This is a genomic window from Thermomonas sp., assembly GCF_023953935.1.
GTDB lineage: Bacteria > Pseudomonadota > Gammaproteobacteria > Xanthomonadales > Xanthomonadaceae > Thermomonas.
This window is the reverse complement of sequence record NZ_JAMLIW010000004.1, coordinates 193,901-208,320: the sequence shown is the minus strand read 5'-3', so window position 1 is coordinate 208,320 and position 14,420 is coordinate 193,901. Positions and strand designations below refer to the sequence as shown.

General features: G+C 65.6%; 12 protein-coding genes. 2 read left to right on the top strand and 10 right to left on the bottom strand.

Going from position 1 to position 14,420, the window contains the following annotated elements:
• Window position 1 precedes the first annotated feature (1 nt).
• The 9 genes from M9902_RS06505 to M9902_RS06465 all read right to left on the bottom strand — a co-directional run bounded on the left by M9902_RS06505 (window position 2) and on the right by M9902_RS06465 (window position 12,338).
• Complete coding sequence (locus tag M9902_RS06505) at window positions 2–1,072, bottom strand: efflux RND transporter periplasmic adaptor subunit (RefSeq protein WP_297171414.1); 1,071 nt, start codon at window positions 1,070–1,072, stop codon at window positions 2–4.
• 106 nt (window positions 1,073–1,178) lie between these two features.
• On the bottom strand, window positions 1,179–1,544 hold the full coding sequence (locus M9902_RS06500) for a hypothetical protein (RefSeq protein ID WP_297171416.1): 366 nt from the start codon (window positions 1,542–1,544) through the stop codon (window positions 1,179–1,181).
• A 102-nt stretch (window positions 1,545–1,646) separates the two neighbouring features.
• On the bottom strand, window positions 1,647–2,651 hold the full coding sequence (locus tag M9902_RS06495; RefSeq protein ID WP_297221638.1) for a class I fructose-bisphosphate aldolase: 1,005 nt from the start codon (window positions 2,649–2,651) through the stop codon (window positions 1,647–1,649).
• Window positions 2,652–2,726: 75 nt separating this feature from the next.
• Window positions 2,727–3,359, bottom strand: coding sequence for a hypothetical protein (locus M9902_RS06490; RefSeq protein ID WP_297171419.1), 633 nt, complete (start codon window positions 3,357–3,359; stop codon window positions 2,727–2,729).
• Between the two features lie 185 nt (window positions 3,360–3,544).
• The gene (gene pyk, locus M9902_RS06485; RefSeq protein ID WP_297221635.1) at window positions 3,545–5,017 is read right to left on the bottom strand and encodes a pyruvate kinase; all 1,473 of its coding nucleotides are present in this window, start codon (window positions 5,015–5,017) and stop codon (window positions 3,545–3,547) included.
• A 67-nt stretch (window positions 5,018–5,084) separates the two neighbouring features.
• Window positions 5,085–7,346, bottom strand: a complete 2,262-nt coding sequence (locus M9902_RS06480; protein WP_297171423.1) for a tetratricopeptide repeat protein — start codon at window positions 7,344–7,346, stop codon at window positions 5,085–5,087.
• 1 nt (window position 7,347) lies between these two features.
• Window positions 7,348–9,387: a DUF3857 domain-containing transglutaminase family protein gene (locus M9902_RS06475; protein WP_297171425.1), complete on the bottom strand. Its 2,040-nt coding sequence runs from the start codon at window positions 9,385–9,387 to the stop codon at window positions 7,348–7,350.
• Complete coding sequence (locus M9902_RS06470) at window positions 9,384–10,568, bottom strand: phosphoglycerate kinase (RefSeq protein WP_297221633.1); 1,185 nt, start codon at window positions 10,566–10,568, stop codon at window positions 9,384–9,386. The genes M9902_RS06475 and M9902_RS06470 overlap by 4 nt, the downstream gene beginning before the upstream one ends.
• A gap of 96 nt (window positions 10,569–10,664) precedes the next feature.
• On the bottom strand, window positions 10,665–12,338 hold the full coding sequence (locus M9902_RS06465; RefSeq protein ID WP_297221631.1) for a sensor domain-containing diguanylate cyclase: 1,674 nt from the start codon (window positions 12,336–12,338) through the stop codon (window positions 10,665–10,667).
• A 99-nt stretch (window positions 12,339–12,437) separates the two neighbouring features.
• Here M9902_RS06465 and M9902_RS06460 point away from each other — a divergent pair, with 99 nt between their 5' ends.
• Window positions 12,438–12,887 (top strand): hypothetical protein, encoded by a 450-nt coding sequence (locus M9902_RS06460; protein WP_297221629.1) that lies wholly within the window; start codon window positions 12,438–12,440, stop codon window positions 12,885–12,887.
• Window positions 12,888–12,945: 58 nt separating this feature from the next.
• On the top strand, window positions 12,946–13,272 hold the full coding sequence (gene fdxA / locus M9902_RS06455) for a ferredoxin FdxA (protein WP_297171432.1): 327 nt from the start codon (window positions 12,946–12,948) through the stop codon (window positions 13,270–13,272).
• A 64-nt stretch (window positions 13,273–13,336) separates the two neighbouring features.
• Here the strand turns inward: fdxA and gap are convergent, their stop codons facing one another.
• Window positions 13,337–14,341: a type I glyceraldehyde-3-phosphate dehydrogenase gene (gene gap / locus M9902_RS06450; RefSeq protein ID WP_297221627.1), complete on the bottom strand. Its 1,005-nt coding sequence runs from the start codon at window positions 14,339–14,341 to the stop codon at window positions 13,337–13,339.
• Between the last annotated feature and the right edge of the window lie 79 nt (window positions 14,342–14,420).

Genomic DNA, 14,420 nt, shown 5'->3' with positions numbered 1-14,420 from the left:
CCTAACGCGCCGCCTCGGCGGCCGGCTTGGCGTCGGTTGCCACCGCCATCCCCGGCTGCAGCTTGCCGGTGCCTTCCACCACGATCCGCTCGCCCGGCTTGACGCCTGATTGCAGCATGACCTTGCCGGGAACCCGACCGCCCACCACCACGTCGGCCTTCTCGACCGTCCCGTCACTCTTGAGCCGCCAGACGAAGGTTTCACCGCCGACCTGCTGGACCGCGATTTCCGGAACGACAATCGCCCGGCGGGTGGCGCGAACCAGGCTGACGTTGACCAGCATGCCGGGCTTGAGCAGACGCTCGGGGTTGGGGAAGTCCGCGCGGACGGTGGCGGCGCGGGTGGCACTGTCCAGCCGCGCCGAGACGGTTTCGACGCTGCCGGCGAAGCTTCGGTCCGGCCAGGCGCCGACCCTCCCGGTGACGGCCTGCCCGGGTGCAACTTCGGCCAATTCGGTTTCCGGCACCGGGAAATCGACGTAGACGCGCGCGATGGCGTCAAGGGTCGCAATCACCGTGCCGGGCGTCACCAGCGCGCCCGGGCTGACCTGGCGGATTCCCAATACGCCGGCAAACGGCGCCCGGATCACCCGATCCGACAGGTTGGCGCGGATCTGCGCGACCTGGGCACTGGCGGCATCGCGACTGGCGCGCGCACTGTCCAGCGCCGAACGTGCCACCAGCTGCTGCCCGGCCAACTGGCTCATGCGCTGGTACTGCTGCTGCGCATCGGCCTGCTGCGCCTGCGCCGACGCCAGCAGCGCCTGCTGCTGCTGGCCACTCAGGGTCACCAGCGGCGCCCCGCGCGCGACCTCCTGGCCGCTGGTGAAATGCACCCGATCCACGGTTTCGCTGACCTTGGCGGTCACCGTCACCGCCTCATGCGCGCGCACCGTGCCCAATGCCTGCAGGGTGTCGGTCCAGTCCTCTTCCTGCACCACTTGGGCAGCGACGGCCGTCGGCGTATTGCCGCGTCCACCGGGGCCACCCCCGGTGTCCTTTCCACAGGCGACCAGTCCGAGACTGCCGAACAGCAGCGCGGCATAAACAAGATGTACGGAACGCAACGCCATGATCCAACCCGTCCGGGAAGCCGCCGATTCTACGGGTCCGAGGTGAATCCTTCCCGTGCCATCGGTTTGGATCGGCACCAGGATTCGGAACGCCCCATCTCGGGCACTAACCCAGCATGAGCCAGACCGCCAGGGCCAGCAGGCCCAGGACAATCATCACCCAGCGCATGCTGCCGGGCGAATCTCCCATCACCACGGTCGGTTTGCGGTTGTTGGCCTGCCGCGCGGCCTGCATGGTCTGGGCGTGAGATTGTTGATGGTGCTGCCCTGCAACCTCCCTGGCCGCACCGACCGCTTTCTGGACCCGCAGCTGGATGCCCTTGGCATCGTTGCCGGACATTGATTCCAGCAACTCGACAGCTTCTTTCAAGCTACCGCCGCGGGCCTGCCGTGCCAGCTTGATCGCGGTGATCTTGTCGCCGCGCGCCAGTGCTTCCACGATCTGCTGTACCAGCGCCGAAGTTGCGGCCATCGCTCCACCTTCCGGATCCACGCCCGTTCTGCTGTCACGGTAGCCCAAAACAGGAACGCCGGCACGTGGCCGGCGTTCTGCTGCTGCGAAAACGAAGACGGCTCAGCCTTCCCACTGCCCCAGCGCCGCCAGCCCATTGGCCTTGGCACGCTCGAACACGGTGGCCTGCGCCTTGGCGTAGTTGCCGGTCATGTCGGCCGCCCACAGCTTCAGCGCCGCCTGCTGCATCGCGCGGCCATAGCTGAAGGACAGCGGCCACGGGTTCGGGCCCATCCGGTTCATCGCGTCCAGATGCGCAGTAGCCGCCTCGTCGCTTTGGCCACCGGAGAGGAACACGATGCCCGGCAGGATCGCCGGCACCGACGACTTCAGGCACATCAGGGTGGCTTCGGCCACTTCCTCGACGCTGGCCTGCTCTGCGCAGTTCTTTCCTGGCAGGACCATCGACGCCTTCAGAATGGTGCCTTCCAGCATCACGTTGTTGTTGTAGAGCGCGTCGAACAGCGAGCGCAGCACCACTTCCGTCACCTCGTAGCAGGTCTCGATGTCGTGGTCGCCGTCCATCAGCACTTCGGGCTCCACCATCGGCACCAGCCCCTGTTCCTGGCACAACGCGGCATAGCGCGCCAGCGCGTGGCTGTTGGCTTCGATGCAGGTGCCGGAAGGCGTCTCGTCACCAATCGTGATCACCGCGCGCCACTTGGCGAAACGCGCGCCGAGCTGGTAATACTCCTTGAGGCGATCGCGCAGGCCGTCCAGGCCCTCGGTGACGACCTCACCGGGAAAACCCGCCAGCGGGTGGGTGCCCTTGTCGACCTTGATGCCGGGGATCATCCCGTTGTCGGCCATGTACTTGGCAAACGGCACACCGTCCCGCGTGGACTGGCGGATCGTCTCATCGAACAGGATCGCGCCGGACAGGTACTGGTTGGCGTTGGGCGCAGTCAGCAGCAGCTCGCGGTAGGCGCGCCGATTCTCTTCGGTGCTTTCGATGCCGACGCCGTCGAAACGCTTCTTGCAGGTGCCGGCGGACTCGTCAATCGCGATGATGCCCTTGCCCGGCGCCACCATGGCGCGGGCGGTTTCGGCGAGTTGTTCGATGCTCATGGTGGGGCCTCGATTGCTGAATCCGGCATTATAGCTGGCTTTCCGCTCCGCGGCCCCGCCGTGCGCCGACGTCAATCAGCGTGACGATCGCGCCGCGGGAGCCGGGTTCTCCAGCCTTCTGGATGCCTCCCCCTGTTGCCGCTGCTGGAGCTCATAGCGCTGCTGCAGCAGTGGATCGACCTGAAGACGCGAGAAAAGGTCATCGTTGACCATCCTGCGCGCGACTTTCTTGTTGTTGCGCAACTCGACGAGATGGTAAGGAAGATCCGGAATGCTGCACTGGTTGCGCAACTGTGCAACATCCTTGGCACCAAACAGGAAAGTGGCCACCGTATAAACCGGCTTGGCCTCAACCACCTCCGGGCGCGGGGCAAACTTCCAGCGTGCAAGCGCATTTGAGGCATCCTGGGCAAACAGCGCCCAATAGCCATCTTGCGACTGCGCTGATTCATCCGAGCTCCAGGACTTGAGCAGGGAAAAATCGGAAGTGGTGCCATCGGCGTTGAGCAAATAGCCAATCGCAACGCAGACCTCTGCGCCACTGGACTTGTAGATTTCCGGGTAGGCCGGCACCGGCAGGCTGGCGCCCGGCGCCAAGGTCCACTGCCGGGCAATCCCGCCTTCATTGACCACCGGAATCTTGTCGGCCGCCCATGCGCTGGTACTCAGTGCAAGTGCCAGGGAGCAAAAGAACAGACGCTTGGACATCGTGAATCTCCTCGACGAAATTTTGAAGCCCGTCAGCACAGCCCGATCGTACGCACACCCCGCATGCAACCAGCACGAAGAACCTTGGAAGCCAAACACGGCCTGTTCGGACTCGCCACCGGGACTCTGCTGCAACTTGTCCTGCTAGGGTATGACAACCTTCGCCATCAGAAAAGCACACCCATTCAGAGTTCGCCCAGCCCGGTCGCTTCGCCGTCCGGGCCGACTTCCAGCAGCCGCAGGGTATTGGTCGCCCCGCGGGTTTGCATGTGCTCGCCGCTGGTGAACACCACGCGGTCGCCCGGCACCAGCCAGCCGGCCGCGACCAGCAGCTGGATGCCGCCGCGTGCCGCTTCGCGCGGGCTCTGCCCGCGGCTGTCGTAGTCCATCGGGAACACGTCGCGCATCAGGGCCATCCGCCGTCGGGCACCCGCATGATGCGAGAACGCGTAGATCGGCACCGAGGAGCGGAACCGCGACAGGTAGCGCGCGGTGCCGCCGGATTCGGTCATCGCCACCACCGCGCGGATGCCGATGTGTTCGCACAGGAACATGGTCGCCATCGCGATGGCCTGGTCGGCGCGCTCGAGTTCACGTTCGGCTTTCTCGAAATCGGTATCGGCGATGAACTGGCGCTCGGCAGTGGTGCAGATCCGCGCCATCGTCTCCACCGCCCGCACCGGCCAATGGCCGGCCGCCGATTCCTGCGACAGCATCACCGCGTCGGTGCCATCGATCACCGCGTTGGCCACATCCAGCACCTCGGCGCGGGTCGGCATCGGGCTGTCGACCATCGATTGCAGCATCTGGGTGGCGGTGATCACCACCTTGTTGCGCGCCACCGCCTCGCGGATGATCTTCTTCTGCAGGCCCGGCAGTTCGGCATCGCCGACTTCCACGCCCAGATCGCCGCGCGCGACCATCACCACGTCGCTGGCGTCGATGATCTCGGCCAGGTTGTCGATCGCCTCGGCCCGCTCGATCTTCGCCACCAGCGCGGCCTTGCTGCCGTGGCCGCGCGCGATCCGGCGCGCTTCGTGCATGTCTTCGGCGGTGCGGCAAAAGGAGATGGCGATGAAGTCGACGTCCATTCCCGCGGCCACCGCGATCAGTTCGCGGTCGCGCTCGGTGATCGCCCCCAGTGACAGCCCGCCACCCTGCTTGTTCAGGCCCTTGCGGTTGGACAACATGCCGTCATTGAGCACGCGGGTGATGATGCGCTCGCCTTCGACCGCATCGACCTGCAATTGCACCAGACCGTCATCCAGCAGCAGCACATCGTCGGCAGCAACATCGCCGGTCAAACCGAGATAGCTGACCGCCACCTGCGAGGCATCACCGGGCGGCGCATCGACACTTGCGACCAGGTCGAAACGCTGGCCGGCGTGCAATTGCACCTTGCCCTCGGCGAAGGTCTCGATGCGGATCTTCGGCCCCGGCAGGTCGGCAAGGATGCCGACCTCGCGTCCGACCTTCTCCGCCATCGCCCGCACCGCCTCACCGCGCGCCACCTGCGCAGACGGATCGCCGTGCGAGAAATTCAGCCGCACCACATCGACGCCGGCGCGCAGGATCGCCTCCAGCACCTCCGGCGGATCGGTGGCCGGCCCGAGGGTGGCGACGATGCGGGTATGGCGCTGCGCGGTGGTGGGCGTCATTGCAGGTCAACTATCCAGGTCATGCTGGCTGGAAGCTAGCATGAATCTGATGCCCGACCGCGCCAATTCAGGGGGCGTCCGGCGTCGCATCCTCCTTGAGGTAGGGCTTGCCTGCCTGATACAGCGCCAGCCGCGCCTGCATTTCGGCGAGACTGTCCCGATCGGATTCGGGGCGCTTGCCAATGAATTCGACGACCCTGCGCTGCAGTTCGATCGCACGTTCGAAGTGTCCTGCCGCCGCTTCGCACGCAGCGACGGTATCGATGACTGAAGGATCAAGGTTCGGATGCTTTTCCAGCTTCCTGGAATAGGCCAACCCTTCTTCCGGGTTGTGAACCTGAGGGTTGCGGGACACGCACAGCTCCCAGGCCAGATTGTTCAGTCCCGTCTCATCATCCTCATCCGCCGCCCGCCGCATGAGTTTCAGCCCATACGCACTGTCACCGGCGCCGTTCGCTTCGTTCAGCAGCCAATAGCCGTAGGCGGTAAACGCAGACGTCAGGTTGGCGGCCACGGCGCGTTCCATCCACTTGCGCCCCTTGGCCTCATCCGCCCGACCGAATCGCCCGCTCAGATAGCCCATTCCGAGGTCGGCTTGCGATTCGGCGTCCCCAGCGTCCGCGTCCTGCTCCAACCAGCGTCGCGCGCGCTCCAGATCCTTTGCCATCCCCCTGCCTTGCACCGCATTGTTGGCGAGCATCCTCCGCGCACGCGCTCCGTACTTCTTGTTTTCAGCCAGATTTTCCAGGATGGCGTTGGCCCGCTCCGGCGTGCCGCTCATGCCTTCGTGACCACCGGCCCACAGGCCTGCCAGAAGGAACATGGCGTTCACGTCATTGTCCACGGCCGCAAGCAGGATCCAGTCTTCCGCTCGCTCCCATTTGCCGGCAACCATGGCCAGATAGGCCAGATAGCGCATGGCGTAGGGATCCCCACCGTTGGCCGAGCGCTCGAACAGCGCCTCGGCGGCCGGCGGCAGCGGCTCCGTCCCCTGATTGCCGCGCTGTCGAAACGCCAGGGTGCTCAGCGAATCGGCATCCCCTGCATCGGCCGCCCGCTGCAGATAATCTTCGTACTTGCCTTGATCACGTTCGCGATACCAGAGCGCAAGAACCGCCAAGCCTTTCCCGAGCCCATTGTTGGCGGGGTCGGCAAGTCGTCGCTCATCATCGGCGCTCAGCACATAGGCATCGTCTTTTGCCTGCATGTCATTGGCGATCAGCTGGATTCCTGCGACCTCATTTCCCGCGTCGCGAGCAACCAAAAGCCGGCGCCGCAGAAAGTCGGGGAACGGAGAGTCGGCGCCCAAGGTCGAATAGGTATCGGCAAACACGCTTGCCGCACGGTGTCCTTCCATGACCCGATCCGCAGCATCCAGCATGGCTTCGGCGGCCGTCTGATCGGCCTTTACCCCGATCCCCTGCGCGTAGGCCGTTGCCAGCAGCACCATCGGATATCCCTGCCGCGCTTCGGCAAGCGGCAACAGGGCGTCGATCAGTCCATCGGTGCAGTTTGGAGTGTCGCCGCTCTTGCAAACCAGCATCCAGAGATAGATCGACTGCAACCCGCCTTGTGCCGCTGCAGTACGCAGGGCCCGGACTTTCTCCGCCGCGGTAGCGCTTTGCGAAGCCGCAACAATCGCGAGGTTGTCGATGGCGCCCGTCACGCCCAGATCGGCCAATCCCTTGACCGTGCTTTCGGCATAGACCATGCGCAGCCGCGGGGTTCCGTAGGCCCGACTCCGACGGTCCAGAATCTGCATGGTGTCGACATAGTCGAAGGTGAGGATTTTTTCCTGGCCGCCATCTGCCGGCACCGCCGCAATCCGCCAGGGGAAATAGGGCCTAGGGCGGATTTGCTCGAAAAGTTCATAGCGCACCGTCATGCCGGCAGACGCAAGCAGGGCCAATGCATCGCCGGGAAGCACGACGCGTACCGGCTTTGCCCAGGCGCCGCGCGACGCCTGCGCGAAGGCATCCTTTGCCAGCGCCGCAAGCGCTGCCGAAGCGCGGTCGGCCGCCGCCTGGTCACCTGTGGCTTGCGCGCACAGCATTGCAACACGCTGAACCATCATCGACACCGGAAGCTGTCTGATCGCCTCCTTGAGCGCACCCTCATGGGAGCGGCACTTGTCCCCATCCACGCCATCACCGGAATAATCGACCGCATCGATCGCAGCGGACGCGATGTTGACGCTCTCGGCCGTTCCGTGGGCCAACAGTTCCCGCCACTGCGTGGCAACGTCTGGTGCAGCCGCCTCCTGCGCGGAGACGGGAACTGCCATGCTCAAGCCAAGGAACAGCGCCAGCGCGCGCAACATCGTGGCCATCTCAGCGCTCCTCCATCACGTTTCGCAGCAGATTCTGCAACCGCGCCTCACGCCCGGCAGCCTCGGCGCTGACCGGCGCCCGATAGACAAATCGGGTGCGAATGAGGTCACGCACCTTGCGCAGCGCGGCCACATGCGCTGGGACTGCATCAAGCGCAACCTCGCGCGAGGTCACGACCATCTCCGTCACCAGCCGAGCCTTGCCGTCCTTGAATTCCTGGGTGCGCAGGAAGCGGAAGGCACCGGAATCGATGCGATCGGCGTCGCCTTCAAAACGCGCCACCCAGCCTTCGGGAGCCTGCACGGTCACCGTGTTGCGATAGCGGCCGGAAGGCTTGAAATCCAGTGGCCCGCGACGTTCCACGCGCGACGGCAGATTTGCCGCCCAATTGGCCATGCCTGCCTCCACCGCAAGCACGCTGAGGCCGTTTTCGACCTTCCACGGCGCGGCCAGCCGGTAGACTTCCCGGATCGTGATGCGGTTGGCCTGTCGGTCATCGTTGACCGCCAGCGGCTCCAGCGATTCGATGGCACCGTACTGCTTGCCGTAGTACTCGCGGTAACTCCGCGCGCGGTCTTCCAGCCGCGACTGATCCAGCTGGACCCGTTCGGCGTCGGCATTGCGCCCGCGATATTCGGTCACGACGACAAAACGCAGCCCCTCGCCGTCAGGCGAGAAATCCGCCGATTCATCAATTCCATTCTCCACGCCACCGGACGGCAGGACTTCCTCCATCACCGCCTGCCCCGCCGCCACCGGCAACACATAGCCGTACTGCGACAGATCGGTCTGCTGCGGGGTTCCGCCCTGCAGGCGCATGGTGGGATCGACGAACACCGTGGCACCGTTGATCCGGGCACGCACGATCACATGGTCGAACAGGCTCGCGGAAGGCGCGTAGTCGTGCACGCTGCGGCCACGCCCGGTATCCACCAGCGCCGGCACCGCCGGAATCCCCAACCGGTCCAGAATCGTGACCAGCAGCCAAGCCTTGTCCTTGCAGTCACCGTAGCGACGCCGCCAGACCAGCTCCGGCTCGCGCGGGCGATGCGAGCTGGTTCCGGTTTCCACCCCGAAATAGCGCACCTCGTCCTGCACCGCCCGCAGCGCAGCCTGCAGCTTCTCGGTCGGCGTTGCCAGCGCCTTCCACTGCGCGATCCGTCGCTCCAAGTCCTCCGGCAGTCGCGTCGCTCTACGATCCGGATACAGTGGCAGCGCCCAGGCCACGACCTCCGCCCAATTGCGCTTGGGGCTGATCTGGACCAGCGGATACGGCTCGAACCAGACCGGATAGTCGCCGTCATTGAGCAGTCGATCGACCCGCGAGGCGCCCACATCCACGCGCGTGGCCTCCGCCGTCTGCGTTACGGTCGGCGCCGGCGCACCATTCTCGCGATGGAAGGTCACCTCGGTGCCGGGGGGATAGAGCACCTGCAGGTGCAGGTCGAGGATGGGGTGGCCATACGCCAGCCGCGTCGACTCCGACTGCTGCCCGGCCAGGATCGGGTTGCTGCCGATGATGCTGTAGCTGATCCGCACTACGTCGCCGATGCGCACATCCTCGATCAGGATCAGTGCAGTCGCCATTCCGTCCGAGATTTCCTGCTCGAACTGCTGTTCGCGCCGTGCAATGGTGATTTCGCCGGGCTTCAGGCGCGACTGCCAGCTGCCGTTCCGGTACAGCTCGACCCGATGCAATACCAGCTTCTGGTATTCGGGATTGAACTGGATATCGAATCGACCGGCATCGCCCAGGTTGCCCTGGGAACGCGGCTCGTAGATGTAATCGACGTAGGAAATATCCTGGCCAGGCCGCCGGTCCACTTGCCGGTCAAAGCGCCAGAACCGCCACTGGTCATCGTTGGCGCCGGGCGCATCCGCAGGCCAGGCCGTTTCCACCGGGCGCTCGCGAACGAAGGCGGGCGCCGGCCCGGTGCTGAAGCTGAAACCGCCGTTGCTGAAATCCTCGGCGCCGGCAGGCCCAACCAGCACGAGGAAAAGCAGCAGGCCCAAAAGTCCTTTCAGGATATTTGCGTTCATGCCTGCGCCCCGCGCGCTTCCAGCGCCGCCACCGCCGGCAGGGTCTTGCCTTCGAGGAATTCGAGGAAGGCACCACCGCCGGTGGAGATGTAGGAGACCTCGTCGGCGATGCCGAATTTGTCCACGGCGGCGAGGGTGTCGCCGCCGCCGGCGATGGAGAACGCGCTTGACGTTGCAATCGCGTGGGCCACCGCGGCGGTGCCGGCGGCGAAAGCGTCGAATTCGAACACGCCGACCGGGCCGTTCCAGACCACGGTGCCGGCCTTGGCGATCATTCCGGCATAGCGCGCGGCGGTGGCCGGGCCGATGTCGAGGATCATGTCGTCAGCAGTGACTCCATCCACCGGCATGGTGGTGGCCGGCGCATCGGCAGCGAAGGCCGGGGCCACCACCACGTCCACCGGCAGCGGGATATCCGCGCCGCGCGCCTGCGCATCGGCCATGATCTGCGTCGCCGTATCGACCAGGTCCATTTCCACCAGCGACTTGCCGACGGCATGGCCCTGCGCCGCGAGGAAGGTATTGGCGATGCCACCGCCGACGATCAGTTGGTCGACCTTGTCCACCAGACTGCCCAGCAGCTCGAGCTTGGTCGAGACCTTGCTGCCGGCGACGATGGCCAGCAGCGGCCGCGCAGGATTCGCCAGCGCCTTGTCCAGCGCGTCAAGTTCGGCCATCAGCAGCGGTCCGCCGCAGGCCACCGGCGCGAAGCGGATGACACCGTGGGTCGAGGCCTGGGCGCGGTGGGCGGTGCCGAACGCATCCATCACGAACACATCGCACAGCGCCGCGTATTTCTTCGCCAGCGCTTCGTCATCGGCCTTCTCGCCGATGTTCATCCGGCAGTTTTCCAGCAGCACCAGTTGGCCGGGCGCCACGGCCACGCCATCCACCCAATCCTTCAACAGCGGCACTTCACGGCCCAGCAGCTCGGACAGTCGCGCGGCCACCGGCGCCAGCGAATCGGCCGCGCTCCACGTGCCTTCCTTGGGCCGTCCGAGGTGCGAGGTCACCAGCACCGCGGCGCCTTGGTCCAGCGCCCGCTGCAAGGTCGGCAGCGAGGCCAGGATGCGCTGTTCGGAGGTGATGTGGCCGTGCGCATCGATCGGCACGTTGAGGTCTTGCCGGATCAGGACCCGCTTGCCGGCGAGGTCGAGGTCGGTCATGCGCAAGATCGCCATGGGGCAGGTTCCAATCGATGGGAAGCGCGCATTGTCGCGTCCACGGCCGGCCGGTTCAAACGCCCGCGCCGGCGCGGGTCTGTCCAACACTCGGGCCTACGCGCTGGCGCGATCGCGCCCGCCGCTCTTGGCCCGGTACAGCGCGGCGTCCGCGCGCTTGAGCAGGGCATCGATATCGGCATCATCCGACTCGCGCGCAGCCACGCCGATGCTGACCGTCAGCCGGCCACTCGGGGTGGCGTCGTGGGAAATGTCCGCCTCGCGCACGCGTGCGCACACGCGCTCGGCCGCCTGCATGGCCTGCCGGAAGGTGCAGTCAGGCATCAATACCGAGAATTCCTCGCCACCGGGGCGCGCCAGCACGTCGCCGGAACGGAACAGCGCGCTGCGCACCGCGCCGGCAAACCGACGCAGCGCCACGTCACCCTCGGCATGCCCATAGAGGTCGTTGTAGCGCTTGAAATGGTCGATATCGAGCGCCAGCACCGCCAGCGGCTGGCTGTCCGGATCCGCCCACACCTGATCGCAGGCCTCGCGGAAGCCGCGATAGTTCAGAACACCGGTCAGAGCATCGGTCCGGCTTTGCAGGCTGAGTTCGGACACCGCCAGGTTGAGGGATTCGGTGCGCTCGGCAATCACCTGCTCGCGCTCGCCCAGCACTTGCTGGACCTTGGCATAGGCCGCGTTCATGCGTTCGCCCAGCGCCTCGATGCCTTCCGCCAAGGGTTCCAGTTCACCCGGCAACCGACGCATCCTCCGGGCATCCATGCGCCCGCCCAGCACATAGCCGCGCAGACCCTGGGCCAAGGCCTCGATGCTTTGTCCCAGCGTGCGCCACTGCAGGCCGAGCACGCCGAAGACGCAGAGCAAGGTGACGGTCAGCAAGGCTGCCAGCAGCGCGATGCGCGGCAACAGGGGCGCCAACAGCTGCTGGCGCGGCGCCACCAGCGCCAGCACCCAACCATTGCGCATGCGCACCGCCTGGGCGTAGGCCAGCGCATCCCCCTTGAGCAAGCCTCCCAGCCGCAACTCGCGGACGGGCTGGCCGCTGGTGGCAGCGCTGCGCGCGAGCGCGCCGCCGGCCGCGCCGGCATCGCCGAGGGTGCGAAATCGCAGCCCATGGCTGGCGAAGATGACCCGGTTGTCGCGATCGATCAGCAGCAGCTCCCACTGGCTGCGGGCCGCACTCTCGGCGCTTTGCCGCATCAGGCTTTCGACCGGGATCGCCGCCAGCACTGCGCCCTTGAATTCCATGCCTCGCAGGATCGGTGCGGACACGCCAACCACTGCTTCCGACCCGTAGGCCGGGCGGTGATAGACGTTGGTGACATACGGCCGGAATCGATCACGGGCCGCCAGGAACCAGTCTTCGTTCCGGCCCAGCCCGGACAGTTGTGCAAGTTCACGGCCGCGGGCATCGCGGATGGCGACGACATCGCCCCCGGTGTCGACCACCAGGATGCGGATCATCGCCGGGTAGGCGTGCAGCACATTCGCCAGCCGGATCCCGTCATCCTCCGGGTGCTCGGGCAGGGTCTCGGCCAACAATCGCATGGCGGCCTGCTGGGATTCTAGGAAATCGTCGATCAGGCCGGCATTGAGTCGCACGCTGGCATCCAGCGCGGCACTCAGATTCTGGTGGTCGCGCCGCCATTGGGTCGCCAGCAGCGCCGCGCTGAACAGGATCGCCGGCAACAGCGCCGCAGCCACCAGCCCGAGGGCAAGGCGACGGCGCAAACTCCACGGCTTGCGGACACCACTTCCGGCCACGCTGGTCTTCCATCACGCAGGCCAAACCGCCTGCCGTTTCAGTTGATCCAAGTCAATTCTGCCCCAGACAGGCCGGGAACGGCGGCGTATCGTGTCCGCATGGCCTCGTGGTATCCCCTGATCCTGCTGCTGCACCTGTCCTGCGCCATCATTTTCGTCGGCGCCGTGTGTTTCGAGGTGCTGGTGCTGGAATCGTTCCACGCGCGCTTCGACCACGCGATCATGGAGCAAATCGAAGCGGCGGTGATGGCGCGAGTGCGGCGCTTCATGCCGGTGGTGGTGGCGCTGCTGTTTCTCAGCGGGTTCGCACTGTTCGACATCCGCTGCAGCGGGTTCACCTGCCTTGGAACGCCATTCGGCTGGCTGCTTTCGCTCAAGGTCCTGCTCGCTTTCGGCGTGCTCGGGGTGTTCGTCACCGCGATCCGCGCCGGCCTGAAAGGCACCATGGACCCCTGCCGCTTCCGCTATACCCACCGGATCGTGCTGTCGCTGATGGTGGGAATCGTGGTCCTCGCCAAGCTCATGTTCTACGCCGATTCGGTCGTCTGACCCAGCACGAGGCGATCACCGCATCGCTTATAATCGAAAGCCCGCAAAACCTGCTGCCATGACCCACGTCGTCACCGAAAACTGCATCAACTGCAAGCACACCGACTGCGTCGAGGTGTGCCCGGTCGATTGCTTCCACGAAGGCCCCAATTTCCTCGTCATCGATCCGGAAAGCTGCATCGATTGCACGTTGTGCGTGGCCGAATGCCCGGTCGGGGCGATCTTCGCCGAGGACGACGTTCCCGCCGGACAGGAGAATTTCCTCGCGATCAACGCCGAGTTGTCGCCGCTGTGGCCGGTCTTGACCCACAAGAAACCCTCGCTGCCCGATGCGGCCGAATGGGACGGCAAGCCGGACAAGCTGCCGCTGCTGCGCCGCGAATGACCCACGGGCCGTGAATGAAAAAGCCCCGCATTGCGGGGCTTTTTCGTGGCCGGATACCGCCGCCTCAGCGCGCGGCGATGACCTTGACCATTTCAAGGCACTTGTTCGAGTAGCCCCACTCGTTGTCGTACCAGCTCACCAGCTTGACGAAGGTATCGTCCATCGCGATACCGGCGTCGGCGTCGAAGATGCTGGTGCGGGCATCACCGCGGAAATCGGTGGCCACCACCTTTTCTTCGGTATAGCCGAGGATGCCCTTGAACGCGCCTTCGCTCTGCGCCTTCATCTCGGCCTTGATCTCGGCGTAGCTCGCCGGCTTTTCCAGCTCCACGGTCAGGTCGACCACCGACACGTCCGAGGTCGGCACGCGGAAGCTCATGCCGGTGAGCTTGCCGTTGAGCTCGGGGATCACCTTGCCCACGGCCTTGGCCGCGCCGGTGCTGGACGGGATGATGTTTTCGAGGATGCCGCGACCGCCGCGCCAATCCTTGTGCGAGGGGCCATCGACGGTCTTCTGGGTGGCGGTGGCGGCGTGCACGGTGGTCATCAGGCCGCGCTTGATGCCCCACTTGTCGTTCAGGATCTTGGCCACCGGCGCCAGGCAGTTGGTGGTGCACGAGGCGTTGGAGATGATCGCTTCGCCGGCGTATTTGCCGTCGTTGACGCCGTACACGAACATCGGGGTGGAATCCTTCGACGGTGCCGACATCATGACCTTCTTCGCGCCGGCGTCGATGTGCTTGTGCGCCTGCTCGGCGGTCAGGAACAGCCCGGTGGACTCGATCACCACCTCGGCGCCGACCTCGCCCCAGTTCAGGTTGGCCGGGTCGCGCTCGGCGGTCAGGCGGATGCGCTTGCCGTTGACCACCAGCGCGCCGTTTTCCACCGCCACCTCGCCCTGGAAGCGCCCGTGCACCGAGTCGTGCTTGAGCATGTAGGCCAGGTAGTCCGGCTCCAGCAAATCATTGATGCCGACGACTTCGATGTCGCCTGCGAAGTTCTCGATCGCGGCGCGGAACACGCAGCGCCCGATGCGGCCGAAGCCGTTGATGCCGACCTTGATTGCCATCTGCTGACTCCTGGAGGATTTCTCGTCGGACAACGCGTCCGATCCGCGCTATTTTAGCGGTTTAGCCCGCCACGGCCAC